Genomic DNA, 26210 nt, shown 5'->3' on the forward strand with positions numbered 1-26210 from the left:
CGCCCGGGCGCGGCGCGGGGGCCGCCGTTGCTCCGCCTCCGGCCCCGGCCCCGGCCCGGTGCGGCGGTCCGGCTCCCGCCCCGCCGCCCCGTGCTGCTGCTCGCCACATCCCCCGATTCTCCGTCAGGCGGGCGGCCCGGGGCGGGAGTTCGCCCGCCGGGGTGTCAGATCCGCTCCAGGACCTTCGCCAGCAGCGCGCCCATCCGCTCGGCGGACGCCTTGCCGGCCTCCAGCACCTCGGCGTGGTTGAGCGGTTCGCCGGTGATGCCCGCGGCCAGGTTGGTGACCAGCGAGATGCCGAGCACCTCGGCGCCGGCCTCGCGGGCGGCGATGGCCTCCAGCGTGGTGGACATGCCGACCAGCTCGCCGCCGATCACCCGGGCCATGTTGACCTCGGCCGGGGTCTCGTAGTGCGGGCCGCGGAACTGCACGTACACGGCCTCGTCGAGGGACGGGTCGATCTCGCGGCACAGGGCGCGCAGGCGCTTGGAGTACAGGTCGGTGAGGTCGACGAAGTTGGCGCCGACGATCGGGGAGTCCGCGGTCAGGTTGATGTGGTCGCTGATCAGCACCGGCTGCCCGGGGACCCAGCCGTCGCGCAGGCCGCCGCAGCCGTTGGTGAGCACGACCGTGCGGCAGCCGGCCGCGGCGGCGGTGCGCACGCCGTGCACCACGGTGGCCACGCCGTGGCCCTCGTAGTAGTGGTTGCGGCCGAGGAAGACCAGGGCCCGGCGCTCGCCGCCGGGGATCCGCACCGAGCGGATGGTGCCGGCGTGGCCGGCCACCGAGGGGGCGGGGAACCCGGGCAGGGCGGTGACCGGGAACTCCGCGAGTGTCTCGCCCAGGGCGTCGGCGGCCGGCACCCAGCCGGAGCCCATCACCAGGGCGACGTCGTGGCGCTCGGCGCCGGTGAGTTCGCGCAGCCGGTCGGCGGCGGCCCGGGCGGCGGCGTAGGGGTCGGCGGGGGCGACCGTCTGAGGAGATGCGTTCACGCGATCGAGGATAGGTCAAATCTGCCTACGCGCGTAGACAGCACGCCCAGGCCATGCCGGATCGTTACCCGGATTGCGTGGAAGAACGGCATTCGTCCCCGCGGGGGCAAGGGTTCCCGGCGGAACCCACCACGGCGCCCGGCGGGACGCGGGGGCCGTCGGCGGGGGCGTCCGTGGGGCCGTCGGCGGCGGGCGGCGGCGGGACCGCCCCGGCGGTCAGCAGGGCCGGCGGCGCAGGTCCAGCACGTAGTCGTCGGGGGCGCCGGCGCTCTCCGCCGCGTCCGCGATCAGGCCCAGGTAGCGGGCGGCGGGCAGCCCGCCCTCGTAGTCGTTCAGCACGTACGTCCAGACCGCGACCTCGCCGTCCAGGGTCTGCGCGCGCAGCTTCACCTTGCGGTAGATGCCGAGCTGCACGCCCTCCCAGCGGTCCAGGCCCTCCTCGTCCATCGGGGCCACGTCGTACAGCGAGACGAAGACCTCCTCCTTCTCGTCCTCCACCACGGTGGCCAGCGAGCCCTCCCAGCCGAGCTGCTCACCGCCGAAGGTCAGCCGCCAGCCGGGCAGCCAGCCGGTGCCGCGCAGCGGGGAGTGCGGGGCGCGCCGGGACATCTGCCGGGCGTCGAGGTTGGTGGCGTAGGCGGCGTAGAGCGACATGGCGCCAGCCTACGGGAGCGGAACGGTCCACCGGGCTGCGCGTCCGGGGCGGGCCTACCGTGGAGGGAGGTCTCACCCCGCGGGCGAACCCGCCGGGCCGGGGGCGGGGTGCGCGCCGGACGGGAGCGTCCTGATGCGACAACTACCGGTGGTGGCGGGTGCCTCGGCGGTGGCGGCGGTGCTGCTGGCGACCGCGGTCGGCTGCGGGTCCGACGGCGGCGGCTCGGCGGGGGCCAGCCCGCCGGGCGCGGTGACCGTCACCGCGACGCCCACCCCGACGCCGACCGTCACCGTCACGCCGACGCCCACCCCGACGGTCACCGTCACGCCGCAGACCGTCACCGCCACGCCGAACCCGACCGTCACGGTCACCACCGCGAAGGGCGGCAACCCGACGCTCACCAGCGCCACCGCCGTGGTCACGCAGTACTACGAGGACATCACCGACCACGACTACGCGGCGGCCTGGGCGCTGGGCGGCAGGAACATCGGCGGCAGCGACTACGACGGCTGGGTGAAGGGCTACGCCACCACGGCGAAGATCTACCTGGGCACCAGCAGCGAGTTCGGCTCCGGCCAGGTCCGCGCGGTGATCTACGCGGTCCAGACCGACGGCAGCACGAAGACCTACGAGGGCACCTACACGGTGTCCGGCGGGTTGCTGGTGAGCGCCTCGATCCGGCAGACCGGGTAGCGGGGAGGGGAACAACAACGGCCCCGGCGTGGAATCGGTTCCGGCATGCGGGACAATGGGGCACGTGACTCGGATCGTGATCATCGGTGGCGGACCAGGCGGATACGAGGCGGCCCTCGTGGCCGCCCAGCTCGGCGCGGAGGTGACCGTCGTCGACCGCGACGGTCTGGGCGGATCGGCGGTGCTGACGGACTGCGTGCCGTCCAAGACGCTGATCGCCACCGCCGAGGTGATGACCAGCTTCGACAGCTCCTACGAGGAACTCGGCATCCTGGTCGCGGACGGCACGCCGGACGCGGCCGACCCGGCCCGGGTGGTCGGCGTCGACCTCGGCAAGGTCAACCGGCGCGTGAAGCGGCTGGCGATCGCCCAGTCGCACGACATCACCCAGGCCGTCACCCGCGCCGGGGTGACCGTGCTGCGCGGCCGCGGCCGGCTCGGCACCGGCGGCCAGGCGATCGACGGCTCCCGCGAGGTGCTGGTCGAACTCGCCGACGGCGCCGTCGAGTCGGTGCGCGCCGACGCGGTGCTGATCGCCACCGGCGTCCGCCCGCGCGAGCTGCCCGACGCCCAGCCGGACGGCGAGCGGATCCTCGCCTGGACGCAGGTGTACGACCTGGAGGAGCTGCCGCGCGAGCTGATCGTGGTCGGCTCCGGCGTCACCGGCGCCGAGTTCGCCGGCGCCTACCAGGCGCTCGGCTCGAACGTCACGCTGGTCTCCTCGCGCGACCGGGTGCTCCCCGGCGAGGACCCGGACGCCGCCGAGGTGCTGGAGGACGTGTTCCGCCGCCGCGGCATGAACGTGATGAGCCGCTCCCGGGCCGAGAGCGCCAAGCGCGTCGGCGACCGGGTCGAGGTGGCCCTGGCCGACGGCAAGGTGATCACCGGCACGCACTGCCTGATGGCGGTCGGCTCCATCCCCAACACCGCGGACCTGGGCCTGGAGGAGGCCGGGGTCGCGGTCAACGACTGGGGCCAGATCCAGGTGGACCGGGTCTCCCGCACCTCCGCCCCCGGCGTGTACGCGGCCGGCGACTGCACCGGCGTCTTCATGCTGGCCTCGGTGGCCGCCATGCAGGGCCGGATCGCGATGTACCACGCGCTCGGCGACGCGGTGCAGCCGCTGAACCTGAAGACCGTGGCGTCCAACGTGTTCACCGACCCGGAGATCGCCACCGTCGGCTACACCCACGCCGACGTCTCCTGCGGGAAGATGGACGCCGTCGAGGTCAAGCTCCCGCTGCGCGGCAACCCGCGGGCCAAGATGCAGGGCATCCGGGACGGCTTCGTGAAGCTGTTCGCCCGCCCCGGCACCGGCATCGTGGTCGGCGGCGTGGTGGTCGCCCCGCGCGCCTCCGAACTGATCCACTCCATCTCGCTGGCGGTGGACAACAACCTGACGGTGGAGCAGGTCGCGAGCGCGTTCACGGTCTACCCCTCGCTGTCCGGCTCGACCGCCGAGGCGGCCCGCCAGCTGCACATCCGCAAGCGCGAGGGCGCGGGCTCCTAGGGGAGTGCGGGAGCACGGGAACGAGCCGGGCGTGCGCCGCCCGGCTCACCCGGGCGGCGGAGCGCGCATTGTACGGTCGTGCGCCGTTCCGAGGTGAGCAAATCCCGTTACCAGGTGCAAACGCCTGAAAGCAGACGGTCACTCGGGTTACCGTCGGTCCTGTGTTTGCAGCAGAACGTCGCCAGTTGATCCTTGAGATGGTGCGCGCCAACGGAGCCGTGTCGCTCCGTGAGCTGGCCCGCGTCGTCCAGACCTCCGAAGTCACCGTCCGCCGGGACGTCCGGGCGCTGGAGTCCGAAGGGCTGCTCGACCGCCGCCACGGCGGCGCGGTGCTGCCCGGCGGGTTCAGCCGTGACCCCGGCTACCCGCAGAAGACCCACCTCGCCACCGCCGAGAAGAGCGCCATCGCCGACCTCGCCGCGGACATGGTCGAGGAGGGCGACGCCATCGTGGTCGGCGCCGGCACCACCACCCAGGAGCTGGCCCGCCGGCTCGCCCGGGTGCCGGGGCTGACGGTGGTCACCAACTCGCTGCTGGTCGCCCAGGCGCTGGCGCACGCCAACCGGGTGGAGGTGGTGATGACCGGCGGCACCCTGCGCGGCTCCAACTACGCCCTGGTGGGCAGCGGCGCCGAGCAGTCGCTGGCCGGGCTGCGGGTCACCAAGGCGTTCATCTCCGGCAGCGGCCTGACCGCCGACCGCGGCCTGTCCACCGCCAACATGCTCTCCGCCTCGGTCGACCGGGCGCTGGTGCAGGCCGCCAACGAGGTGATCGTGCTGGCCGACCACACCAAGCTCGGCACCGACAGCATGTTCCAGACCGTCGCCACCGAGGCGATCACCCGGCTGGTCACCGACGAGCGCACCCTGCTGGACGACCTCACCTCCCGCGAGCAGCACGCGCTCGCCGACTGCGGGGTGCAGGTCTCGGTGGCCTCGCTCGGCCTGGCCGCCGAGTCCGGGGCGCACCAGCAGGCCGCCCGGCGGGGCGCCGGGCCGTCCGGTCCGGCCCCCGGCAGCCCGCTGCCCGGCCAGCGCCGTCCGGCCGCCCCGCACGGGGCGCTGCCGCCCGCCGCCCGGCTGGCCGAGCGGATCCGCTGACGGGGCGCCCCGGGGCGCCCCGCTGACCGGTTCCGGCCCGCCCGCCGCCGACCCCTGGCCGCCCCGACCGGGCCGCTTGTAGCGTCTGCGCCCATGGACGCAGCGAGCGAATCACTCGACCGCACGACAGAACTGACGGTCCGTCGGGCCCGCGGCGGCCGCGGCCCCGCGACCTGGGGGCAGCGCGCCATCCACTCCGCCCTGGTCCGGCTCGGCGCCGACGCGCCCCGCTACAACCTGCGGCTGGCCGCCCCCGTCGACCCCGGCATGGCGCCGGACGCGGTGCTCCGCGCCTACGCCGAACTGCTCGACCTGCACGACGCGTTGCGCACCCGGCTGGTCGAGGAGGACGGCGACCTGGTCCAGGTGGTGGACGCCGACGGCACCCTCCCGGTGGCGCTGCTGCACCGGGAGACGGCCGGGGAGGCCGCCGCGGCGGCCGCCGAACTGCTCGACGAGTACGCCCGGCGGCCCTTCGCCCCGGCCCGCGAGTGGCCGGTCCGGCTCGGCCTGGTGCTGGTCGACGGCCTGGTCCGGCAGGCCGTCGTGGTGCTCTCGCACACCGCCGCGGACGGCTGGGGGATGCGCCGGATGGTCCGCGACCTGATGCTGCTGGCCGCCGGGCGCACCGCCCACGGGCTGCGCGCCGAACGGGAGTTCGCCCAGCCGCTGGAGGAGGCCGCCGAGCAGCGCTCGCCGCGCGGCCGCCGCCGGGACGCCGCCGCCCGCCGGCACTGGCGGGAGAAGCTGGCGGCCGGACCGCGGACCCTGCTGCCCCGCCCGGACGGCGAACCGGACCCGGACCGGACCTTCCCGTACGCGGTGCTGCGCTCCCCGGCGCTGGCCGCCGCCCTCCCGGTGGCCGCGGCCCGGCTGCGCACCGGTGACGCCACGGTGCTGCTGGCCGCCGCCGCCACCGAACTGGCCCGGCTGGGCGGGCAGCGCGCCTTCCTGTGCCAGGTGGTGGTCGGCAACCGGTTCACCGAGCAGGCCGCCGACGCCGTCACCACGCTCGCCCAGGAGGGCCTGTTCCACCTCCCGGAGCTGGCCGACGACTTCGCCGGGACGGTCCGCCGCGCGCACGGCCCGGCGCTCACCGCGTACCGGCACTCCGGCTACGACAAGCCGAAGCTGGACGCCGAGCTGGACGAACTGCGGTCCGCCGGCGTCGAGTTGGCCGACCACTCGGTGTTCTGGAACGACACCCGGGACCCGCTGGCCGCGCTGATGGCCGACGCGCCCGCCCAGGGGGCCGCCGGGGAGCGGGAGTTGAGCTTCCCGGGCGAGTTCCCGGCCCGTCCCGGGGTGTCCGTCGCGGTGGACGTGGTGGTGGTGCCGGGCGCGGTCGAGCTGCGGATGGTGGCGGACGGCGCGCTGCTCGACCGCGAACGGATGGCGCGGTTCCTGTGCGGGGTCGAGGCGTTGGTGCTCGGCGCGGCCGAATAGCCGGAAGGGCGGCCGAACAGCCGGAAGGGCGGCCGAACAGCCGGAAGGGCGGCGGGAGTCCGTGGACTCCCGCCGCCCTTCACGGGGTCGGCGACGCTCAGACGTCCTTGATCTCGCAGAGCGCGGCGCCGCTGGAGACGGAGGCACCGACCTCGGCGGTCAGGCCGACGATGGTGCCGGCCTTGTGGGCGTTGAGCGGCTGCTCCATCTTCATCGCCTCCAGGACCACGATCAGCTCGCCCTCGGCGACGACCTGGCCCTCCTCGACGGCGACCTTGACGATGGTGCCCTGCATCGGCGAGGCGAGGGTGTCGCCGGAGACCGCGGAGGCGGCCTTCTTGCCGCCGGCCCGGCGCTTGGCCTTCGCGGCGGACCCACCGGCGGCGGGGGCGGCGGAGACGCCGAGCGAGGAGGGCAGCGAGACCTCGATCCGCTTGCCGCCGACCTCGACCACCACGGTCTCCCGGCCCTCGGGCTCCTCGCCGTCGGCGCCGGCGCCCGCGAACGGCGGGATGGTGTTGTCGAACTCGGTCTCGATCCACCGGGTGAAGACGGTGAACGGGTCGGCGGAGCCGGTGAGTTCGGGGGCGAAGGCCGGGTCGGTGACGACCGCCTGGTGGAACGGGATGGCGGTGGCCATGCCCTCGACCTTGAACTCCTCCAGGGCGCGCTTGGCCCGCTGCAGGGCCTGCTTGCGGTCGGCGCCGGAGACGATCAGCTTGGCCAGCAGGGAGTCCCAGGCCGGGCCGATCACCGAGCCGGACTCGACGCCCGCGTCCAGCCGGACGCCCGGGCCGGACGGCGGGGCGAACAGCGTGACGGTGCCGGGCGCGGGCAGGAAGCCGCGGCCCGGGTCCTCGCCGTTGATCCGGAACTCGAAGGAGTGGCCGCGGACCTCCGGGTCGTCGTAGCCCAGCTCCTCGCCGTCGGCGATCCGGAACATCTCGCGGACCAGGTCGAGGCCGGTGACCTCCTCGGAGACCGGGTGCTCGACCTGCAGGCGGGTGTTGACCTCCAGGAAGGAGATCAGACCGTCCTGGGAGACCAGGAACTCGCAGGTGCCGGCGCCGACGTAGCCCGCCTCGCGCAGGATCGCCTTGGACGCCCGGTACAGCTCGGCGTTCTGCTCGGCGGTGAGGAACGGCGCGGGCGCCTCCTCGACCAGCTTCTGGTGCCGGCGCTGCAGCGAGCAGTCGCGGGTGGAGACGACCACCACGTTGCCGTGCTGGTCGGCCAGGCACTGGGTCTCGACGTGCCGGGGCTTGTCGAGGTACTGCTCGACGAAGCACTCGCCGCGGCCGAACGCGGCGACCGCCTCGCGGACCGCCGACTCGTACAGCTCGGGGATCTCCTCCAGCGTGCGGGCGACCTTCAGGCCGCGGCCGCCGCCGCCGAAGGCCGCCTTGATGGCGACCGGCAGGCCGTGCTCGGCGGCGAAGGCCACCACCTCGTCGGCACCGGACACCGGCTCGGCGGTGCCGGCCACCAGCGGGGCGCCGGCGCGCTGGGCGACGTGCCGGGCGGTGACCTTGTCGCCGAGGTCGCGGATGGCCTGCGGCGGCGGGCCGATCCAGGTCAGGTCCGCGTCGATGACGGCCTGGGCGAAGTCGGCGTTCTCGGAGAGGAAGCCGTAACCGGGGTGGACGGCGTCCGCGCCGGAGTCGGCGGCCGCCTTGAGGACCTTGGCGATGTCCAGGTAGCTGGTCGCGGGGGTGTCGCCGCCCAGCGCGTACGCCTCGTCGGCCGCCCGCACGTGCAGCGCGTCCCGGTCAGGCTCCGCGTACACGGCGACGCTGGCGATTCCCGCATCCCGGCAGGCTCGGGCGACGCGGACGGCGATTTCTCCGCGATTGGCGATGAGCACCTTGCGCACTGTGGCTCCCTTCTCGAACCTCGTCGAGTCTATGGATTGGAGGGCGCTACCGGCGAGTAGTCCCTGGTGGTGAGCGTGCTCACACGCTCGGTTGCCGGACTCCCGTACGAGCGGCGGCCGTTGGCGGCACACCCCGGGTGACGGGCGGCGGGAGCGGGCGCGGCGGGGTGGCCGGGGCGTCCGCGGGAAGGAGGGTGGCCTTCGCCACACCGGTCGGATCAGGCGGCCGCCGGCTGGGGACGGGTGGTCGCCGCGGCCGTCACGTCGGCCTCGAACTCGACCACGTCCGGCCCGTAGGCCCGGGCGTTCACCACCCGCAGCACCACCGCGAACGCGCCGTCCCGGCCGTGCGCGCGGGCCAGCGTCCGGTGGTGGGCGGCCAGGTAGCGGGCCCCCGCGTGGTTGGACACCGCGGTCTGCCCGGCTATCACGAACACCGGCCGGCCGCCCTCGCGCAGGTGCACCCGGGCCAGCAGCACGTGCGCCCGCTGGCCGGGCTCCTCCCGGGAGGTCAGGAACCGGAACTCGCGCGAGCCGACCACCAGGGTGTGCACCGGGTGCCCGGCCTCGGCGGGCGGGCTGACGAACGCCACCCCGGGCAGCCAGGACTCCAGGTGGGCCGCCGTCCGCTTGTTGCCGACCGGGCCGCCCACGCAGAACTCCGTCTTGTCGCCCAGCCCCTGCCGGACCTCGTCGTGCCCGGTCAGCGTCGCCCGCGCGCCGCACTCGCGCACCAGCGCGGCCAGCTCCATCAACGCGTACACGTCGTCGCGGGCCACGCTCTTCACGTCCGGCGCGGACGGCTGGCGGTTGACCACCAGCAGGGCCTCGCCCGCCGCGGGCAGGCCGAAGAAGGCCCGCTCCCGCCCCAGCCGGCGCCGGCGGCGCACGGTCTGGGCCAGCCAGCCCAGCCCGGCGCTGATCGCCGAAGCGACCAGTCCCAGAACGACGTTGAGCACTCCATCGGTCATCTTCCGCTCCTCGTCGCTCCTCTCCGTTCCGGCTGCGTCAGCCTAACGGCGGCCAGGTCCAAGGGGAGTGGAACTCTGCAACAGATGTGCGGGCCGGGTTCTGTCCGATTCCGCACCCGGAAAACGGAGCCGTCCGTTCCGTTTTCGCCGCGCGGACCCCCGGCGGCCACCGCGGTAACGGAACGGTCCAGACCATTGACCCGGCTCGGGCCGCTCCCTAGCGTCACAGCCACCACCGCACCATTCGTACGATTCACGGGGGAAACGTGAAACGTTCCACGCTGCCCGTCGCGCTGGCCGCGACCGCGCTGCTGCTCACCGCCTGCTCCGGCGGCTCCGGATCCGGGGCCGGGAAGGCCGCGCCGAGTCCGAGCGCCGACACCTACGGCTGCGTCACCGCGGAGCAGGCCGCCAAGGGCTCCTTCAGCCTCGACGGCGGCACCGCCGCCGGGAACTACCTGGACGCCTTCTACCGGGACTCCGACGCCGGGCACGCCAAGGTCGGGGTGGTCTTCTCGCACCAGGCCGACGGCTCGCTGTGCGAATGGGCGCCCGCCTTCGACGCGTTCACCGGGGCCGGCTACGCGGTGCTCGCCTTCACCTGTTCGGGCGACGTCACCGAGGGCATCAAGGCCGCCGAACGCTACTACCAGGGCAAGGGCGTCGGCGCGGTCGCGCTGGTCGGCGCCTCCAAGGGCGCGGCGGCCTCGCTGGTCGCCGCCAAGCTCGACAACCCGCTGCCGGTCAAGGCCGTGGTCTCGCTCAGCTCGCCCAGCTCGTACCCGCTGTTCAACGCCGCGCTCGCGGTCACCACGGTGAGGACGCCCACGTACTTCGCCGCCGAGCAGACCGACAGCCCGTTCAACGACAACGCCAAGGCCCTCTACGACGCCTCGGTCGCCGAGGACAAGCAGCTCAAGATCTACCCCGGCGGCAACCACGGCGCCCCGCTGCTCCAGGACGGCGCGCTGCCCGACGTGCTCGGCTACCTGGCGAAGCACGCCCCCGCGACGGGCTGAGCGGGGATCAGGCCCACAGGTCGGTGATGCGCACGTCCAGCTCGGCGAGCAGGCGGCGCAGCAGCGGCAGCGACAGGCCGATCACGTTGCCGGGGTCGCCGTCGATCCCCTCCACGAACGGTGCCGAACGGCCGTCCAGGGTGAACGCCCCGGCCACGTGCAGCGGTTCGCCGGAGGCGACGTACGCGGCGACCTCGGCGTCGTCCGGGGTGCCGAACCGGACGGTGGTCGAGGCGGTCGCGGCCGCCCGCCGCCCGGTCGCGGTGTCGATCACGCAGTGGCCGGTGCGCAGCACGCCCTCGCGGCCGCGCATCGAGCGCCAGCGCTCCAGCGCCTGTGCCGGGTCGGCCGGCTTGCCCAGCGCGACGCCGTCCAGCTCCAGCACCGAGTCACAGCCGACCACCAGCGGCGGCTCGCCCGGCTCGGCGGCCAGGTCGCCCGCGACCTTCTCGGCCTTCGCCACCGCCAGCACCAGCGCCAGTTCGCCCGGCGTCGCGGCGCTCAGCGCGTCCTCGTCCACCCCGCTCACCCGCACCAGCGGATCCAGGCCCGCCTGCCGCAGCAGGCCCAGCCGGGCGGGGGAGGCGGACGCGAGAACCAGCGGGCGGCGAGCGGTCATGCGGGAAAGCCTAGCGGCCTACACGAGCACCAGGGCCGCCCCCAGCAGCGCCAGCAGGGCGATCAGCACCCCCGTCCGGCGCAGCCTGCGCTGCACCTCGCGGGCCTCTTGCGACGGTTCGTCGCGGGGGTCTGACCAGAGCACCGCACCAGCCTGCAACGGGACGGGCCGGGCGCGCCTGAGTATCCGTACTCAGTCCGGCGCACCGGAACGGTTCGGGTGCCCCTTGACGCGGGGGCCCGCGTTCCCTGCAATAGAGCAATTGGATTGTCGGGTCCATGATCGGTGGCGTGCGGCCGCCGACCTGCTCCCGTGCCCGACGCCATGTCACCCCACATGGTCAGGGCACGAGCACAGCTCCAGAACCACCCCACTGGTTTCGGCTGAGGAGACAAACCATGTCCCAGTTCATCACCACGGCGAGAACCACCACCGCCGCGGTCCGCCCCCACCTCGTCGCGCTGCACCGCGTCGTGGTCGGCCTGCTCTTCGCCTGCCACGGCGCCGCCTCGCTGTTCGGCGTCCTCGGCGGCGCGTACGGCGGCGGCAGCATCAAGGCGGGCACCTGGCCCGGCTGGTACGCCGCGGTCATCCAGCTGGTCTGCGGCTCCCTGGTCGTGCTCGGACTCGGCACCCGGATCGCCGCGTTCATCGCCTCCGGCTCGATGGCCTACGCCTACTTCACCGTCCACCAGGAGAACGCGCTCTTCCCCATCCAGAACGGCGGCGAGTCCTCGGTGCTCTTCTGCTGGGCCTTCCTGCTGATCGTCGTCCTCGGCCCGGGCAGCTTCGCGCTCACCGGCGCCGAGAAGTCCTAGGCGGACAGCCCCCTCCAGGGGCTCCGGGAGAACGGCGGGAGGCGAAATCAGGGGCCCGGGGAACGGCGGGTCGATGCTGCTGACGGCCGGAGCCCATCGATGTGTCCGTGCTGCTGCGTGTAGTAACAGAACCGGAAGCCGATGCGCGCTCCGGCAGTGAACCGCTCGCAGACTGGGCCTCGCCGTTCCCCGAGCCCCTGGCGGGGGCTCTCGCCGTTCCCCGAGCCCCTGTTGTGGATGCCCTCTCACCTGGGCCAGAGGCTGGTGCGCCAGGCGTGCGGGCCCGGGGCGGGGAGGTGGCGCGGGGTGCGGGCGGTCCAGGCGGAGGCCGGGCCGCGGGCGGGGCCGGTGGCGGCCCGGCCCGCGGCCCGGGACTGGACCACCGCCAGGACGGTGGCCAGCTCCTCGGGGGTCGGCTGCCCGTGCAGCACCTGAATGGGGGTCATGGCGCGGGGGTCCCTTCGGGAATCAGAGCGGAATGTTGCCGTGCTTCTTGGGCGGCAGCGCCTCCCGCTTGCCGCGCAGCGCCCGCAGCCCGCGGACGACGTGCCGCCGGGTCTCGCTGGGCGCGATGACCGCGTCGACGTAGCCGCGCTCGGCGGCCAGGTACGGGTTGAGCAGGGTGTCCTCGTACGAGGCGAGCAGTTCGGCGCGGCGCTCCTCGCCCAGGCCCTCCGCCTCGGCGGCGGCGATCTCCCGGCGGTGCAGGATGTTGACCGCGCCCTGGGCGCCCATCACGGCGATCTGGGCGGTCGGCCAGGCCAGGTTGAGGTCGGCGCCGAGGTGCTTGGAGCCCATCACGTCGTACGCGCCGCCGAACGCCTTGCGGGTGATGACGGTGATCAGCGGCACGGTGGCCTCCGCGTAGGCGAAGATCAGTTTGGCGCCGCGCCGGATGATGCCGTCCCACTCCTGGCCGGTGCCGGGCAGGAAGCCGGGCACGTCGACGAAGGTCAGCACCGGGATGTTGAAGGCGTCGCAGGTGCGCACGAAGCGGGCGGCCTTCTCGCTGGCGGCGATGTCCAGGCAGCCGGCCAGGTCCATCGGCTGGTTGCCGACCACGCCGACCGGGTGGCCCTCGACCCGGCCGAAGCCGATCACGATGTTGCCCGCGTACAGCGGCTGGACCTCCAGGAAGTCGCCCTCGTCCAGGACGCGTTCGATCACCCGGCGGATGTCGTACGGCTGGTTCGCCGAGTCCGGGACGATGGTGTCGAGTTCGAGGTCCTCGGCGGTGACGGTGAGGTCGGCCTCCTCGGGGTAGGCCGGCGGGTCGCTGAGGTTGTTGGAGGGCAGGTACGAGAGCAGCGCCTTGACGTACTCGACGGCCTCCTTCTCGTCGGCGGCCAGGTAGTGCGCGTTGCCGGACTTGGTGTTGTGGGTGCGGGCGCCGCCGAGCTCCTCCATGTCCACGGTCTCGCCGGTGACGGTCCTGATCACGTCCGGCCCGGTGATGAACATGTGCGAGGTCTTGTCGGCCATCACCACGAAGTCGGTCACGGCGGGGGAGTAGACCGCGCCGCCCGCGCACGGGCCCATGATCAGCGAGATCTGCGGGATCACGCCGGAGGCGTGCACGTTGCGCCGGAAGATCTCGCCGTAGAGGCCGAGCGAGACCACGCCCTCCTGGATCCGGGCGCCGCCGGAGTCGTTGATGCCGATCATCGGGCAGCCGGTCTTCAGCGCGAAGTCCATCACCTTGACGATCTTCTCGCCGAACACCTCGCCGAGCGAGCCGCCGAACACCGTGAAGTCCTGGGCGAACACCGCGACCTGGCGGCCGTCCACGGTGCCGTAGCCGGTCACCACGCCGTCGCCGTACGGGCGGTTCTTCTCCTGGCCGAAGTTGGTCGAGCGGTGCCGGGCGAACTCGTCGAACTCCACGAAGGAGCCCTCGTCGAGCAGTTCCGCGATCCGCTCCCGGGCGGTCAGCTTGCCCTTGGCGTGCTGCTTCTCGACCGCCGCGGCCGAGCCGGAGTGCACCGCCTCGTCGATCCGCCGGCGCAGGTCGGCGAGCTTCCCGGCGGTGGTGTGCGGGTCCTGCGGTGCCTGGGTCATTCGGGGGGCTCTCCCTGCGTCCTCGGCCGCCGGCCCGGGCGCGCGAGGGGTGCGGGCAGGGCGGCGCTGCGGTCTACCGTTGAGTAGCGTAACCAGCGCGGCGGCACGCGTGGTTATGGCCATCGCCACATCGTCCCACCGCGCGTTCTGCGGGACGATGAGGCGGCGTGCGGCGTCCGCAAGGGACCTAGGCTGGTCCGGTGACCACTCCCGACAGCCCCCGTCCCCGCCGCTCCGGCCTGCGCGGCTTCGGCCACGGCGGCCCCTCCCCGTGGACCGACCTGGAACGCCCGCCGCTGGACGAACGGGCCCTGCGGCTCGACCTGCTGCGCCCCGGGAAGCTGTGGACCTCACTCGATGTGGTGAGCGAGACCGGCTCCACCAACGCCGACCTCGCCGTCCGCGCCAAGGACGGCGCGCCCGAGGGCACCGTGCTGGTCGCCGAGTCGCAGCACGCCGGACGCGGCCGCCTCGACCGCCGCTGGAACGCGCCGCCGCGCTCCGGGCTGTTCCTGTCGGTGCTGCTGCGCCCGCAGGGCGTGCCGATGGAGCGCTACGGCTGGCTGCCGATCCTGGTCGGCACCGCCGTCTCCGCCACCCTCGACCGGATCGCCGGGGTGCGCACCGGCCTGAAGTGGCCCAACGACCTGCAGGCCGTCGTCGACGGGCAGGAGCGCAAGCTCGGCGGCATCCTCACCGAACTGTCCGGCGGCGCCGTGGTGGCCGGCCTCGGCCTGAACGTCTCGCTGCGCGCCGACGAACTGCCCGTCCCCACCGCGACCTCGCTCGCGCTGGCCGGCGCCGAGACCACCGACCGGCCCACCCTGCTGCGCGCGGTGCTGCGCGAGTTCGCCGAACTGTACGGCGAGTGGACCGCCGCCGCGGGCGACCCGCACGCCAGCGGCCTGCTGCCCGCGTACGCCGCCCGCTGCACCACGCTGAACCGGCAGGTGCGGGTCCAACTGCCCGGGGAGCGCGAACTGCTCGGCGAGGCCGTCGCGGTGGACGCCGACGGCCGCCTGGTGGTGCGCACCCCCGACGGCGCCCGGCACCCCGTCGCCGCCGGGGACGTGGTGCACGTGCGCCCGCAGGACTGAGACCGGCCGCCCGGGACGCGTCGGTCTCACCCTGCGGGACCGACCGACCGGCTGCCGGGCGGATGCCCCGGATTACGCGATTCCGTGCGAACATTCCACCTGGCAGCGGTGTGAGGCTCGCCACTACCCCCGCGGTGGTCGCGTGCCCGCACCTCCAGGACGGCAAGACACAAGTGCGGCCCGGCCGCACGGGGACGGACCGGTGACAGACAACGGCGGCGCCACGACGGGCTCCGGCAGCGGCGCGACGGGGGACGAGACCACCGTCGCCACCGACCTGGAGCGGCTGATCCTCGACGCGCCGCGCAAGTACACCCCGTACCAGGCCGCGCGCGCCGCCGAGGTCCCGATGGACCTCGCCACCCGGTTCTGGCGCGCCATGGGCTTCCCCGACATCGGCCAGTCCCGCGCCCTCACCGACAACGACGTGATCGCGCTGCGCCGGCTGGCCGGCCTGATCGAGTCCGGGCTGCTCAGCGAACCGATGGCGATCCAGGTCGCCCGCTCCACCGGCCAGACCACCGCCCGGCTGGCCGGCTGGCAGATGGACACCTTCCTCGACAACCTCACCCAGCCCGTCGAACCCGGCATGAGCCGCTCCGACGTCGCCTACCCGCTGGTCGAACTGCTGCTGCCCGAACTGGAGCAGTTCCTGGTCTACGTCTGGCGCCGCCAGCTCGCCGCCGTCACCGGCCGGGTCGTCCAGGCCGCCGAGGACCACGAGGTCACCTCCGGCCGGCTCGCCGTCGCCTTCGCCGACCTGGTCGGCTTCACCCGGCTCTCCCGCCGGCTGGAGGAGGAGGAGCTCGGCGAACTCGTCGAGGGCTTCGAGAACACCTGCTCCGACCTGATCGCCGGCCAGGGCGGCCGCGTCGTCAAGACGCTCGGCGACGAGATCCTGTTCGTCTCCGAGGACCCGGCCACCGTCGCCGAGATCGCCCTCTCCCTGGTCGAGACCCTCGCCAAGGAGGACAACATGCCCGCCCTGCGGGTCGGCATGGCCTTCGGCACCGTCACCTCCCGGATGGGCGACGTCTTCGGCACCACCGTCAACCTCGCCTCCCGGCTCACCTCGATCGCCCCCAAGGACGCCGTCCTGGTCGACGGCGAACTCGCCGCCGCGCTCGACCAGCACGGCACCGCCAGCCTCCCGGAGAGCGAACCCGCCCCCGGCCACCGCTTCAACCTCCAGCCGATGTGGCGCCGCCCCGTCCGCGGCCTCGGCCTGGTCGAACCCTGGCTGCTCACCCGGGTGCCCACCGCCGACTGATCACCACCTCCTCACCCGAAAACCGCACACACCGACCTAGGCTGGGTAAAAGGGTCACGCGGGCAGGAGGGCGGCTAACGGTGAGTGAGGCGACCATGGACGAGCGGGCCTCGTTCGAGGCGGCGGCACCCGACCTGCGGCTGCAGGCCGTGGTGGAACTCGCCCAGGACATGGCGGGCGCGCTGACCCCGCTGGAGGCCGTCCGGGCCGCCGCCGTCCGCGCCGTCTCCGCGCTCGGCGCCACCATGGCCGCCGTCTCGGTCTGGGACCGCGAGTCCGGACGGCTGCGGGTGCTGGTCAACCACGGCGAACTCGCCCCCGGCGAGGAGGAACTGCCCGAGGACGAGTCCTACCCCGTCGCCGACTTCCCCGAGATCGTCACTTACCTCGAAGAGCACTGGACCACCGGCCGGCTGCCCCGCGCCTGGACCCAGACCGCCGAGGATGTCGGCCCGTACACCGGCCACCAGGACCACGGCTCCGGCGCCTTCTGCCGCCAGCGCGCCGCCGGACTGCGCCGCCGCGGCCGCGGCTGCTGCCTGGTCGCCCCGATCGTCCTGCACGGCCAGGCCTGGGGCGAGCTCTACCTCGCCCGCGGCACCGGCATGCCCGTCTTCACCGGCGCCGACGCCGAGTACGCCACCCTGCTCGCCGCCCAGGTCTCGGCCGGCCTCGCCCAGACCGAACGCGTCGCCGACCTGCGCCGCCTCGCCTTCACCGACGCCCTCACCGGCCTCGCCAACCGCCGCGCCGTCGACGCCCGGCTCGACGCCGCGCTCAAGGCCCACAACCGGGACGGCGCGGTGGTCTCCCTGGTGGTCTGCGACGTCAACGGCCTCAAGCGGGTCAACGACCAGCTCGGCCACGAGATGGGCGACCGCCTCCTCGAACGCTTCGCCCACCAGCTGTCGCTGTCCGCCGCCAAGCTCCCCGGCAGCCTGGCCGCCCGGCTCGGCGGCGACGAGTTCTGCCTGCTCGCGGAGGGCCAGTCGGCCGACGAGGTGGTCGCCGTCGCCGAGGAACTCTGCGCCCGCGCCCTGGAGTTGACCGACGGCGAGGGCGTCGCCTGCGGCATCGCCTCCACCGGCGACTCGATCGGCCCGGTCACCACCCCCGACCGCCTGTTCCGGCTCGCCGACGCCGCCCAGTACCGGGCCAAGGCCGGCCGCGCCGCCCACCCCGTCGTCGCCGGACGCAGCCACGGCCCCGCGTACGCCCCCGACCCGACCGTGCAGCTCGCCGACGCCGCCGACCCCCGGCGCAAGGCCCCCGGCGGGCGGCCGAACGGCGACCGCCGCCGCTTCCGCGGCGCCGCGCACAGCGCCGACCCCGGCCAGCTCCTCACCGCCGTCCTCGGCGCCCTCGACCAGGGCGGCGGCACCCACCCCGCCGACACCCTCGGCCGGCTCACCCTGGTCGCCGAGACCGCCGCCCGGCTGCTCAACGCCGTCGGCTGGTGGATCTCCTACGTGCCGCCCGGCTCCCCGCTGATGCGCACCGCCCGGCACGCCGTCTACCGGATGACCGGCGGCCCCGCCAGCTCCCGCGCCCAGACCCAGCGCGCCCAGATCGAGGCCCCCGACGCCGTCTTCGACCTCCGCCACTACCCCCTCACCTCCCGCACCGTCACCGGCGGCTCCTTCACCCTCCGGGCCGGCGCCCCCGGCAACGACGCCGCCGAGGAAGCCGTCATGGTCGTCTCCGGCTACCGCGCGATGGTCGCCGCCGGCGGCTCCAACCCGGCCGGCGGCTGGCTCCTCGAACTCTTCGCCGACGAATCCACCCTCCCCCTCACCCAGACCGCCCCCGCCCTGCGCGCCCTGGTCGCCGTCGCCCTCACCGGCCCCAGCTCACCGCCCCCGGCGTAGCGGGAGCACCACCGGGGGCGCGGGACCGGGGAGGCCACGGCGTTCGACGCCGGTCACCCACGGGGGGCGCGGCCGCTGCGAAGATCGGCCCGCTTGGGGCCGCGGGCCTTGCAACCGGCGGGGTCGGCGGTCGGCAGCGCGCCGCGGCCGGCTCCGCCCTGGTGCCTGGGCGGCCTGTTCCGCTCCACCCACTCGGCCGCCCGCCGGAGGTCCAGCCGGTCCTTCGGCCGGTCGAGCCGTCGCTTCCACGCGAGCGTGTCGGCGAGGGTGAGGAACCGGAGGCCACCGACCCGCTCCGCCCGGTCGAACAGCTCCCCCACCGGGCCGAACATGCCGGCGAACCAGCTGTCGGTGATCTCCAGGCGTCCGCCCATCAGCCGGACGGAGACGGCGCTGTCGAAGGGTGCCCGTTCGGGTTCGCCGAGCAGGAGCACCCGGCGGAGGGCCTCGCCCCTCGCCACCACGTCCAGATCGCCGATCCGGTCCCGCAGCCCCCGGACGTACAGCGGGGCGCTGCCGGCGATCAGCAGGTCCTCGACCGGGAGGTCCAACTCCCGCAGCAGGCGGAACGGTTCGGTGTGCAACCGCCCCGGGGTCAGGGGCACCGCCACCGCGGTGCGGTCGGCATCGCGGGGGAGCGGCGACTGCCTCCGGCGCTCCCCCGCGCTGCCGCCCCCGGGCGGCGAGTGCCCCTGACCGGCCACCGCTAGGCCATGAAGGAGGTGAAGGCCGAGATGAGCGGCGGGAGCGCGGCGACGAAGCCGGTCAGGGCGGTGATCACGATCGCCACCTTGAGCGGCGCGCTCCCGCTCACCCTGGCGACGGCGAAGGCCGCCAGGCCGAGCGCGGTCAGCGCGACCACCGCGGCGATCGCCGCGGTCCACACGTGGGTGTTCAAACTGCCTCCCGGAGGGTTGCTTGCCGAGCCCTGCGCCGACGGACCCCGGGCACCTTGGTAGGAGGCGCCACCTCTCGGGGACGACCGGCAAGGAGAACGCTACGAGCCGGGAGCGGCGGGCTCCAGGGCTTCCGGCAGATCGGGACGGACCGCAGAAAGGCCGTCAAACCCTCTACTTTGAGCAGGTCTTGCCCCGGCGCCCGCATCTACCCTGATCAGGCTGTCGCCGGGTCCTCTTGCCGAGCCCTCCGCAGCGAGGACGTAGGTGGAGCCGTGGGGGTGGTAGCCCACGGCTCCCACCTACGCGCGTCTACGGGGCCGTCGTCAATTCCGCGTAGCGCGGCTAGGCCGTGGCCGGAGACCCGGTGGATCCGTCCCGGGCGGGGTGGGGCAGGACCGCCAGATCGCTGAGCGCGTCCAGGTCGAGCACGGTCAGCCGCCGGTAGCTGGTGTCGATCAGGCCGTTCTTCCTGAACTGCTGCAGCGACCGCGTCACCCCGGCCATGGACGAGGAGATGAGCGCGGCCAGGTCCTCCTGGCTCAGCGGGACGGTGATGGCGACCCCGTTCTCGGTCGGTTCCCCGTACGTCTCGGCGAGTTCCACGAGCGCCCGCGCCAGACGGACCTGGAGCGGGTAGCCGCCGGTGTCCACCCGCGCCCGGGTGGCCGCCCGCAACTTGCCGGCCACGGCCGCCACCAGGGCGAGGGCGATCTGCGGCTCCTGGCGGAAGAGGCGGACGAACTCGCTGTGCTGGATGGCGCGTGCCCGCACCGTTCCGACGGCGGTCACCGTCGCGGAGCGGGGCGCGCCGTCGACCGCGGCGAGTTCCCCGACGACGTCGCCCGCGGCCCGGATCGCGAGCAGGCTGACGTGCCCCTCCTCCGTCATCGACGTCACTTTGACCAGCCCCTCCTCGATCAGGAAGAGGTGGGAGGCGCGTTCCCCCTCCCGCAGGAGGACCTCGCCGGCGGAGTGGACCGCCACCCTTCCGGCCAGCATCAGGGCCTGGTGGGAGGAGGCGGACAGCAGCCCCAGGTACGAGCCGGTCGGCCAACGGGAGGCCGGCCTCCGGGCCCCGGGGCCGGAAGGCGGCGCGGCGTCACCGGTGGGCGGTGAATCGGTACCCATGCACACCTCCGCGCTCTGGCCCTGGCTCCCCATGCTCCCAAAGGGGTGAGCCCGCTGTGAACAAGCCGGCCGGGGCCGCCGGTGCGCTCAGGAGATCCGGTCGGCGCGGGTGTAGACGTTCGCGGCGCGGTCGCGCAGGAAACCGACCAGGGTGAGGCCCAGCTCCTCGGCGAGGTCGACGGCCAGCGAGGAGGGGGCGGAGACGGCGGCGAGCAGGGGGAGGCCGGCCAGGGCGGCCTTCTGGGTGAGTTCGAAGGAGGCGCGGCCGGAGACCATCAGCAGGTGGCCGGTCAGCGGGAGGCGGCCCTCGCGCAGGGCCCAGCCGACCACCTTGTCGACGGCGTTGTGCCGGCCGACGTCCTCGCGGGCGCACAGCAGCGTCCCGTCCGCGGCGAAGAGCCCGGCGGCGTGCAGGCCACCGGTGGTGTCGAAGGCGCGCTGGGCGGCGCGCAGCCGGGCCGGGAGGTCGTAGAGGACGGCGACGGGCACGGTGAGCGGGTCGGGGGCGACGTCCCAGCGGGAGCGGGTGCGGACGGCGTCGACGGTGTCGCGGCCGCACAGGCCGCACGCGCTGGTGGTGAGCAGGTTGCGGTGGGCGGAGAGCGCGGGGCGGGCGCCGCGGACGGTGGCGTCGACGACGTTGTACGTGTTGGCGCCGTCCTCGTCCGTCCCGGCGCAGTAGCGCAGTGCCGCGAGCTCCTCGGTGGCGCCGACCAGGCCCTCGCCGACCAGGAACCCGGCGACCAGGTCGAAGTCGTGGCCGGGGGTGCGCATGGTGACGGTCAGCGCCTCGCCGCCGATCCGGATCTCCAGCGGCTCCTCGGCCGCGAGGCTGTCGGGCCGCACGGATCGCCCGTCCCCGTCCAGCCGCACCACTCGTCGTCGTTCCGTCGCCCGCGCCATGCGTCTCGCACCTCCGCGGGCCAGTCAACCACCCGTCAGGCTTCGGCGGCGCGCAGCTTGAGTCCGACCCCGGGGAGGTAGCCGAGGAAGGACAGCGGCAGGAAGGGGCCGGGGGCCGGTACGAACGGGTGTTGCCGCTGCCCATTGCCGCCACCCCCGGTCGTGCGTGTGCGTGTGCGCGGAGCGCAGCGGGCGGTCCGCCACCCTGCTTGTCACATTGCCATTCACCTGATGAGATTGTGCATATGGATATGCACAGTGTCGTCGTCCGGGTCGGCAAGGCCGACGTCAGCGCCGAGGACGTCCTCGCCGTCGCCCGCGGCGGGGCCCGGGTGGAGATCGGGCCGGACGCGCTCGCCGAGATGGCCGCGGCCCGGGCCCGGATCGACGCGCTGGCCGCCGAGCCGCGCCCGGTGTACGGGGTCTCCACCGGGTTCGGGGCGCTGGCCGTGCGGCACATCAGCCCGGAGCTGCGGGCCCAGCTGCAGCGCTCGCTGGTGCGCTCGCACGCGGCGGGCATGGGGCCGGTGGTGGAGACCGAGGTGGTCCGGGCCCTGGTGTTCCTGCGGATGAAGACGCTCGCCTCCGGCCGCACCGGCGTGCGCCCGCTGGTCGCCGGGACGATGGCCGCGCTGCTGAACGCCGGAATCACCCCGGCGGTGCGGGAGTTCGGCTCGCTGGGCTGCTCCGGCGACCTCGCGCCGCTCTCGCACTGCGCGCTGGCGCTGATGGGCGAGGGCACCGCGTTCGGCCCGGACGGGGTGGAGCGGCCGGCCGGCGAACTCCTCGCGGAAGCCGGGATCGCCCCCGTCGAACTGCTGGAGAAGGAGGGCCTGGCCCTCATCAACGGCACCGACGGCATGCTCGGCATGCTGCTGATGGCGCTGGCCGACCTGCGCCGCCTCTACACCACCGCCGATGTCACCGCCGCGATGAGCCTGGAGGCGCTGCTGGGCACCGACAAGGTGCTCGCCCCCGAACTGCACGCCCCGATCCGCCCGCACCCCGGGCAGGCCGCCGCCGCGGCCAACATGCTGGCGGTGCTGCGGGGTTCCGGTCTGACCGGCCACCACCAGGACGACGCGCCGCGGGTCCAGGACGCGTACTCGATCCGCTGCGCCCCGCAGGTCGCGGGCGCCGGACGGGACACCCTGGCGCACGCCGCGCTGGTCGCCGAACGGGAACTGGCCGCCTCGGTGGACAACCCGGTGGTGCTCCCCGACGGCCGGGTCGAGTCGAACGGCAACTTCCACGGCGCGCCCGTCGGCTACGTGCTGGACTTCCTGGCGATCGCCGCCGCCGACCTGGCCTCGATCGCCGAGCGGCGCACCGACCGGCTGCTCGACCGGGCCCGCTCGCACGGCCTGCCCGCCTTCCTGGCCGACGACCCGGGCGTCGACTCCGGCCTGATGATCGCCCAGTACACCCAGGCCGCGCTGGTCAGCGAGAACAAGCGGCTGGCGGTGCCCGCCTCGGTGGACTCCATCCCGTCCTCGGCGATGCAGGAGGACCACGTCTCGATGGGCTGGTCCGCGGCCCGCAAGCTGCGCCGCGCGGTGGACAACCTCGGCCGCGTCCTCGCGGTGGAACTCGTGGCCGCCGCGCGGGCGTTGGAGATCCGGGAGCAGGCCGCCGAGCAGCCGGGCGTGCTCGCCCCGGCGACCGCCGCCGCCGTCGCCGCCGCCCGCGCGGCCGGGGTCGGCGGCCCGGGCCGCGACCGCTTCCTCTCCCCGGACCTGGAGGCCGCGGCCGCCCTGGTCGCCTCCGGCGCCCTGCTGGAGGCGGTGCAGGAGGTCACCGGACCACTCGCCTGACTCCCCGGCCGGGACGGGCGGGCGCACCCGCCGGAGCACGCTCCGGACCCGCCCGTCCCGCCAGTCGATACGCGATTGCCCACCTGCCGGGACTGCGCCACAGTCGTCCCACCGTCGAAGCCACCGGCGACCGCCCAACCGAGCGTGGAGGTACCGCACATGACCGCCCTGGACGAGACCGGCACCACCGCCGGGCCCTCCGCCCGGCTGCTCCAGCTCTTCGAGGGCCACCGGCTGACCCCCACCCAGCGGCGGATCGCCCACTCGCTGGTCCGGCACGCCACCGAGGCGCCGTTCCTGTCCAGCGTCGAGGTCGCCGAACTCGCCGGGGTCAGCCAGCCCTCGGTGACCAGGTTCGCCGTCGCCCTCGGCTACGACGGCTACCCGGCGCTGCGCAAGCAGCTGCGCGAACTCGGCGTCGGCGACTCCGGCACGCCCGAGAGCCACGACGAGGTGGTGCGCAACGAGCACCAGCAGGCCGTCCTCGCCGAGATCGAGCACCTGCGGCACCTCGCCGAACTGCTCGCCGACCCGGCCCCGATCGTCCGCGCCGCCCGGATCCTGGCCGCCTCCCGCCCGCTGCCCGTGCTCGGCCTGCGGGCCGCCTCCGCGCAGGCCCACGGCTTCGCGTACTTCGCGAGCAAGGTCCACCCCGACGTCCGGCTGCTCGACGAGGGCGGCTCGATGCTCGCCGACCGGCTGGAGCAGGCCGCCGACGCCGGGGCCAGCGCGCTGCTCTGCTTCGCCCTGCCGCGCTACCCGCGCGAGCTGATGGACGCCCTCGCGGTGGCCCGGGAGTGCGGCCTGACCGTGCTCACCGTCGCCGACTCGGCGTTCGCCCCCGTCGCCAAGCTCTCCGACGTGCTGCTGCCCGCCGCCGTCGGCACCGGTCTGGTCTTCGACACCGCGTGCGCGCCGATGATGCTCGGCCGCGTCCTGCTGCAGACCATGTGCGACGAGCTGCCGGGCGCCGAAGCCCGGCTGGAATCCATCGAGCAGTCCGCGACGTCCCGTCAACTCTTCCTGGACTGACACCTGTTGTTTGCCGAATGACACCTTTTCGTCGGGTTGACGACGGGTACTGAGCGGGCATCCCTCTGGGTAGGGAGAACGACAGCTCGGACGGGGGAAGTCCCATGCCACCGCCGATCCACCAGATGAGACTCACCGGACGGCTCGGTTCCGGGGCCGACGAATGGTCCTGCCCACTCTGCGGCCGCCGCATCGCGCTGCGCCGCCCGCCCAACCCGGAACTGGTCGTCCTCGACCCCGGCGACGAGGAGGCCGTGCACATCGGCGTCCTGGAACCCGGCAGCGACGCCGCCGACCAGGCCGCCGCCCGCTACGGCGTCGGCCCGATCCAGCACATCCCGCGCCCCCCGGCCCGCCCCGGCCAGCCGACCCCCGAGCCCGACGCGGCGGACCGCCGCTGGCTGGCCGAGATCGGCATCGACTGGGACGGCGACGAGGCGGCCTGACGCCCACTCAGGGGCTCACGAGAGAGCGCCGCCAGGGGCTCGGGGAACGGCGAGTCCGTGGCTGCTGACGGTTCACTGCCGGAGCGCGCATCGGCTTCCGGTTCGGTCAAGGACACGCAGCAGCGCGGACACTCCGATGGGCTCCGGCCACCAGCAGCATCGACTCGCCGTTCCCCGAGCCCCTGAATGCGCGCACTCGTGAGCCCCTGAATGCGCGCTCCCGCGCGGGCTCTGGTCGCCGTGGTGCTGTTTGGATATATTCAGTCTCGTTGATCGTGAATGAATTGCATCCGGCAGGGAGGCTGGCCCATGGCAGAGCAGACGAGCGGCCCGCGCGAGGTTCGCGCGGCGCGGGGGAGCGGGCTCAGTGCGCAGGGGTGGCAGCAGGAGGCGGCCCTGCGGATGCTGATGAACAACCTGGACCCGGAGGTGGCCGAGCACCCGTCCAAGCTGGTGGTCTACGGCGGCACCGGCAAGGCGGCCCGGGACTGGCGGTCCTTCGACGCGATGGTGCGCACCCTGCGGGGGCTGAAGCAGGACGAGACCATGCTGGTGCAGTCCGGGCGGCCGGTCGGCGTGATGCAGACCCACGAGTGGGCGCCGCGGGTGCTGATCGCCAACTCCAACCTGGTCGGCGACTGGGCGAACTGGGAGGAGTTCCGCCGGCTGGAGTCGCTCGGGCTCACCATGTACGGGCAGATGACCGCCGGGTCCTGGATCTACATCGGCACGCAGGGCATCCTGCAGGGCACCTACGAGACCTTCGCGGCGGTCGCGGACAAGAAGTTCGGCGGCACCCTGGAGGGCACCGTCACCCTGACCGCCGGCCTCGGCGGCATGGGCGGCGCCCAGCCGCTGGCCGTCACGATGAACGGCGGCGTGGCGATCTGCATCGACTGCGACCCGTCCCGGATCGCCCGCCGGATCGAGCACCGCTACCTCGACGTCGAGGCGAGGGGCCTGGAGCACGCGCTGCAACTCGCCGTCGAGGCCCGGGACCAGCGGCGGCCGCTCTCGATCGGCCTGCTCGGCAACGCCGCCGACCTGCTGCCGCGGCTGCTCGCGATGGACGCCCCGATCGACGTCGTCACCGACCAGACCAGCGCCCACGACCCGCTCGCCTACCTGCCCACCGGCGTCGCCTTCGAGGACATGGCCTCCTACGCGGCCGAGAAGCCCGCCGAGTTCACCACCCGGGCCCGCGAGTCGATGGCCCGGCACGTCGAGGCGATGGTCGGCTTCCAGGACCGCGGCGCGGAGGTCTTCGACTACGGCAACTCGATCCGCGGCGAGGCCCGACTCGCCGGGTACGAGCGGGCGTTCGCCTTCCCCGGGTTCGTCCCGGCGTACATCCGGCCGCTGTTCTGCGAGGGCAGGGGCCCGTTCCGCTGGGCGGCGCTCTCCGGCGACCCGAAGGACATCCACCGGACCGACCGGGCCGTGCTCGACCTGTTCCCGGAGAACGAGTCGCTGCACCGCTGGATCACCATGGCCCAGGAGAAGGTGCACTTCCAGGGCCTGCCCGCGCGGATCTGCTGGCTCGGCCACGGCGAGCGCGACAAGGCGGGCGAGCGGTTCAACGACATGGTGGCGTCCGGCGAGCTGTCCGCGCCGATCGTGATCGGCCGCGACCACCTGGACTGCGGCTCGGTCGCCTCCCCGTACCGGGAGACCGAGGCGATGCTCGACGGCTCCGACGCGATCGCCGACTGGCCGCTGCTCAACGCCATGGTCAACGTGGCCTCCGGCGCCTCCTGGGTGTCGATCCACCACGGCGGCGGCGTCGGCATCGGCCGCTCGATCCACGCCGGGCAGGTCACCGTCGCCGACGGCACCGCGCTGGCCGGGGAGAAGATCCGCCGGGTCCTCACCAACGACCCCGGCATGGGCGTGATCCGGCACGTCGACGCGGGCTACGACCGGGCCTCCGAGGTCGCGCGGGAGCGCGGGGTGCGCATCCCGATGGACGAGCACAGCCCGGCGGACGAGCGGTGAGCTT

The 26210-nt window shown here is 74.1% G+C and carries 24 protein-coding genes and 1 pseudogene; 13 read left to right on the forward strand and 12 right to left on the reverse strand.

Translation table 11 applies throughout. The features are described 5' to 3' along the window. Positions 1-164: 164 nt before the first annotated feature. Positions 165-992, reverse strand: a complete 828-nt coding sequence (locus ABD345_RS17605; RefSeq protein WP_344553155.1) for a purine-nucleoside phosphorylase — start codon at positions 990-992, stop codon at positions 165-167. A gap of 216 nt (positions 993-1208) precedes the next feature. Further along, the gene (locus ABD345_RS17610; RefSeq protein ID WP_344553156.1) at positions 1209-1646 is read right to left on the reverse strand and encodes a gamma-glutamylcyclotransferase family protein; all 438 of its coding nucleotides are present in this window, start codon (positions 1644-1646) and stop codon (positions 1209-1211) included. A 133-nt stretch (positions 1647-1779) separates the two neighbouring features. Here ABD345_RS17610 and ABD345_RS17615 point away from each other — a divergent pair, with 133 nt between their 5' ends. From ABD345_RS17615 to ABD345_RS17630, 4 genes are all read left to right on the forward strand, one after another. Continuing rightward, positions 1780-2340, forward strand: a complete 561-nt coding sequence (locus ABD345_RS17615) for a hypothetical protein (RefSeq protein ID WP_344553158.1) — start codon at positions 1780-1782, stop codon at positions 2338-2340. Positions 2341-2395: 55 nt separating this feature from the next. After that, positions 2396-3850, forward strand: coding sequence for an NAD(P)H-quinone dehydrogenase (locus ABD345_RS17620; RefSeq protein WP_344553160.1), 1455 nt, complete (start codon positions 2396-2398; stop codon positions 3848-3850). 197 nt (positions 3851-4047) lie between these two features. Continuing rightward, positions 4048-4950: a DeoR/GlpR family DNA-binding transcription regulator gene (locus tag ABD345_RS17625; RefSeq protein WP_452176582.1), complete on the forward strand. Its 903-nt coding sequence runs from the start codon at positions 4048-4050 to the stop codon at positions 4948-4950. 93 nt (positions 4951-5043) lie between these two features. Next, on the forward strand, positions 5044-6396 hold the full coding sequence (locus ABD345_RS17630; RefSeq protein ID WP_344553163.1) for a condensation domain-containing protein: 1353 nt from the start codon (positions 5044-5046) through the stop codon (positions 6394-6396). A gap of 97 nt (positions 6397-6493) precedes the next feature. On the opposite strand, the gene ABD345_RS17635 is transcribed toward ABD345_RS17630, so the two are convergent. Together ABD345_RS17635 and ABD345_RS17640 are read right to left on the reverse strand one after the other, a co-directional pair. Continuing rightward, positions 6494-8269 (reverse strand): acetyl/propionyl/methylcrotonyl-CoA carboxylase subunit alpha, encoded by a 1776-nt coding sequence (locus tag ABD345_RS17635; protein WP_344553164.1) that lies wholly within the window; start codon positions 8267-8269, stop codon positions 6494-6496. Positions 8270-8487: 218 nt separating this feature from the next. After that, complete coding sequence (locus ABD345_RS17640; RefSeq protein WP_344553166.1) at positions 8488-9240, reverse strand: hypothetical protein; 753 nt, start codon at positions 9238-9240, stop codon at positions 8488-8490. Between the two features lie 266 nt (positions 9241-9506). Between ABD345_RS17640 and ABD345_RS17645 the strand changes: the two genes are divergently transcribed. Beyond that, positions 9507-10259, forward strand: a complete 753-nt coding sequence (locus ABD345_RS17645) for a hypothetical protein (protein WP_344553167.1) — start codon at positions 9507-9509, stop codon at positions 10257-10259. Positions 10260-10266: 7 nt separating this feature from the next. Here ABD345_RS17645 and ABD345_RS17650 read toward each other — a convergent pair whose 3' ends face one another. Both ABD345_RS17650 and mmpB read right to left on the reverse strand, forming a co-directional pair. Next, positions 10267-10878, reverse strand: a complete 612-nt coding sequence (locus tag ABD345_RS17650; RefSeq protein ID WP_344553168.1) for a nucleoside triphosphate pyrophosphatase — start codon at positions 10876-10878, stop codon at positions 10267-10269. A gap of 18 nt (positions 10879-10896) precedes the next feature. Further along, the gene (gene mmpB, locus ABD345_RS17655; RefSeq protein ID WP_344553169.1) at positions 10897-11022 is read right to left on the reverse strand and encodes a morphogenic membrane protein MmpB; all 126 of its coding nucleotides are present in this window, start codon (positions 11020-11022) and stop codon (positions 10897-10899) included. A gap of 254 nt (positions 11023-11276) precedes the next feature. Here mmpB and ABD345_RS17660 point away from each other — a divergent pair, with 254 nt between their 5' ends. Then, positions 11277-11696, forward strand: a complete 420-nt coding sequence (locus ABD345_RS17660) for a DoxX family protein (RefSeq protein ID WP_344553171.1) — start codon at positions 11277-11279, stop codon at positions 11694-11696. Between the two features lie 245 nt (positions 11697-11941). Here the strand turns inward: ABD345_RS17660 and ABD345_RS17665 are convergent, their stop codons facing one another. Both ABD345_RS17665 and ABD345_RS17670 read right to left on the reverse strand, forming a co-directional pair. Continuing rightward, entirely contained in the window at positions 11942-12142 is a 201-nt protein-coding gene (locus ABD345_RS17665; protein ID WP_344553172.1) for an acyl-CoA carboxylase subunit epsilon, read from the reverse strand. Between the two features lie 22 nt (positions 12143-12164). Further along, the gene (locus tag ABD345_RS17670) at positions 12165-13754 is read right to left on the reverse strand and encodes an acyl-CoA carboxylase subunit beta (protein ID WP_344553173.1); all 1590 of its coding nucleotides are present in this window, start codon (positions 13752-13754) and stop codon (positions 12165-12167) included. A 200-nt stretch (positions 13755-13954) separates the two neighbouring features. Here ABD345_RS17670 and ABD345_RS17675 point away from each other — a divergent pair, with 200 nt between their 5' ends. The 3 genes and pseudogenes from ABD345_RS17675 to ABD345_RS17685 all read left to right on the forward strand — a co-directional run. Beyond that, the gene (locus ABD345_RS17675) at positions 13955-14851 is read left to right on the forward strand and encodes a biotin--[acetyl-CoA-carboxylase] ligase (protein WP_425556840.1); all 897 of its coding nucleotides are present in this window, start codon (positions 13955-13957) and stop codon (positions 14849-14851) included. A gap of 202 nt (positions 14852-15053) precedes the next feature. Then, on the forward strand, positions 15054-16121 hold the full coding sequence (locus ABD345_RS17680; RefSeq protein ID WP_344553174.1) for an adenylate/guanylate cyclase domain-containing protein: 1068 nt from the start codon (positions 15054-15056) through the stop codon (positions 16119-16121). A gap of 170 nt (positions 16122-16291) precedes the next feature. Continuing rightward, positions 16292-17431: pseudogene (locus tag ABD345_RS17685) on the forward strand (GGDEF domain-containing protein); the annotation flags it as partial. A 611-nt stretch (positions 17432-18042) separates the two neighbouring features. Here the strand turns inward: ABD345_RS17685 and ABD345_RS17690 are convergent. The 4 genes from ABD345_RS17690 to fdhD all read right to left on the reverse strand — a co-directional run bounded on the left by ABD345_RS17690 (position 18043) and on the right by fdhD (position 20919). Beyond that, positions 18043-18573 carry a hypothetical protein gene (locus ABD345_RS17690; protein ID WP_344553175.1) on the reverse strand — a complete coding sequence of 177 codons (531 nt, stop codon included), beginning with the start codon at positions 18571-18573 and terminating at the stop codon, positions 18043-18045. 122 nt (positions 18574-18695) lie between these two features. Then, positions 18696-18887 carry a hypothetical protein gene (locus ABD345_RS17695; RefSeq protein WP_344553177.1) on the reverse strand — a complete coding sequence of 64 codons (192 nt, stop codon included), beginning with the start codon at positions 18885-18887 and terminating at the stop codon, positions 18696-18698. 343 nt (positions 18888-19230) lie between these two features. Next, positions 19231-20016, reverse strand: coding sequence for a Crp/Fnr family transcriptional regulator (locus ABD345_RS17700; protein WP_344553178.1), 786 nt, complete (start codon positions 20014-20016; stop codon positions 19231-19233). A gap of 87 nt (positions 20017-20103) precedes the next feature. Then, positions 20104-20919, reverse strand: coding sequence for a formate dehydrogenase accessory sulfurtransferase FdhD (gene fdhD / locus ABD345_RS17705; RefSeq protein WP_344553179.1), 816 nt, complete (start codon positions 20917-20919; stop codon positions 20104-20106). Between the two features lie 251 nt (positions 20920-21170). Here fdhD and hutH point away from each other — a divergent pair, with 251 nt between their 5' ends. From hutH to hutU, 4 genes are all read left to right on the forward strand, one after another. After that, positions 21171-22733, forward strand: a complete 1563-nt coding sequence (gene hutH, locus ABD345_RS17710; protein WP_344553231.1) for a histidine ammonia-lyase — start codon at positions 21171-21173, stop codon at positions 22731-22733. A 159-nt stretch (positions 22734-22892) separates the two neighbouring features. Further along, positions 22893-23765, forward strand: coding sequence for a MurR/RpiR family transcriptional regulator (locus ABD345_RS17715; protein ID WP_344553180.1), 873 nt, complete (start codon positions 22893-22895; stop codon positions 23763-23765). Positions 23766-23869: 104 nt separating this feature from the next. Continuing rightward, on the forward strand, positions 23870-24211 hold the full coding sequence (locus ABD345_RS17720) for a hypothetical protein (protein ID WP_344553181.1): 342 nt from the start codon (positions 23870-23872) through the stop codon (positions 24209-24211). Positions 24212-24520: 309 nt separating this feature from the next. Then, entirely contained in the window at positions 24521-26206 is a 1686-nt protein-coding gene (gene hutU, locus ABD345_RS17725; protein ID WP_344553183.1) for a urocanate hydratase, read from the forward strand. The last annotated feature ends 4 nt before the right edge of the window (positions 26207-26210 follow it).

Source organism: Kitasatospora saccharophila, assembly GCF_039529925.1.
In the GTDB taxonomy this organism is placed as follows: Bacteria; Actinomycetota; Actinomycetes; order Streptomycetales; family Streptomycetaceae; genus Kitasatospora; species Kitasatospora saccharophila.

What these genes read in the sequence shown, in the direction of transcription:
- hutH (WP_344553231.1), top strand. Translation starts at nt 21,171, where the DNA reads ATGCACAGTGTCGTCGTCCGGGTCGGCAAGGCCGACGTCAGCGCCGAG.
- ABD345_RS17670 (WP_344553173.1), bottom strand. Translation starts at nt 13,754, where the DNA reads ATGACCCAGGCACCGCAGGACCCGCACACCACCGCCGGGAAGCTCGCC.
- ABD345_RS17720 (WP_344553181.1), top strand. Translation starts at nt 23,870, where the DNA reads ATGCCACCGCCGATCCACCAGATGAGACTCACCGGACGGCTCGGTTCC.
- ABD345_RS17640 (WP_344553166.1), bottom strand. Translation starts at nt 9,240, where the DNA reads ATGACCGATGGAGTGCTCAACGTCGTTCTGGGACTGGTCGCTTCGGCG.
- hutU (WP_344553183.1), top strand. Translation starts at nt 24,521, where the DNA reads ATGGCAGAGCAGACGAGCGGCCCGCGCGAGGTTCGCGCGGCGCGGGGG.
- fdhD (WP_344553179.1), bottom strand. Translation starts at nt 20,919, where the DNA reads ATGGCGCGGGCGACGGAACGACGACGAGTGGTGCGGCTGGACGGGGAC.
- ABD345_RS17625 (WP_452176582.1), top strand. Translation starts at nt 4,048, where the DNA reads ATGGTGCGCGCCAACGGAGCCGTGTCGCTCCGTGAGCTGGCCCGCGTC.
- ABD345_RS17615 (WP_344553158.1), top strand. Translation starts at nt 1,780, where the DNA reads ATGCGACAACTACCGGTGGTGGCGGGTGCCTCGGCGGTGGCGGCGGTG.
- ABD345_RS17650 (WP_344553168.1), bottom strand. Translation starts at nt 10,878, where the DNA reads ATGACCGCTCGCCGCCCGCTGGTTCTCGCGTCCGCCTCCCCCGCCCGG.
- ABD345_RS17620 (WP_344553160.1), top strand. Translation starts at nt 2,396, where the DNA reads ATGGGGCACGTGACTCGGATCGTGATCATCGGTGGCGGACCAGGCGGA.
- ABD345_RS17715 (WP_344553180.1), top strand. Translation starts at nt 22,893, where the DNA reads ATGACCGCCCTGGACGAGACCGGCACCACCGCCGGGCCCTCCGCCCGG.
- ABD345_RS17660 (WP_344553171.1), top strand. Translation starts at nt 11,277, where the DNA reads ATGTCCCAGTTCATCACCACGGCGAGAACCACCACCGCCGCGGTCCGC.
- ABD345_RS17665 (WP_344553172.1), bottom strand. Translation starts at nt 12,142, where the DNA reads ATGACCCCCATTCAGGTGCTGCACGGGCAGCCGACCCCCGAGGAGCTG.
- ABD345_RS17700 (WP_344553178.1), bottom strand. Translation starts at nt 20,016, where the DNA reads ATGGGTACCGATTCACCGCCCACCGGTGACGCCGCGCCGCCTTCCGGC.
- ABD345_RS17630 (WP_344553163.1), top strand. Translation starts at nt 5,044, where the DNA reads ATGGACGCAGCGAGCGAATCACTCGACCGCACGACAGAACTGACGGTC.
- ABD345_RS17610 (WP_344553156.1), bottom strand. Translation starts at nt 1,646, where the DNA reads ATGTCGCTCTACGCCGCCTACGCCACCAACCTCGACGCCCGGCAGATG.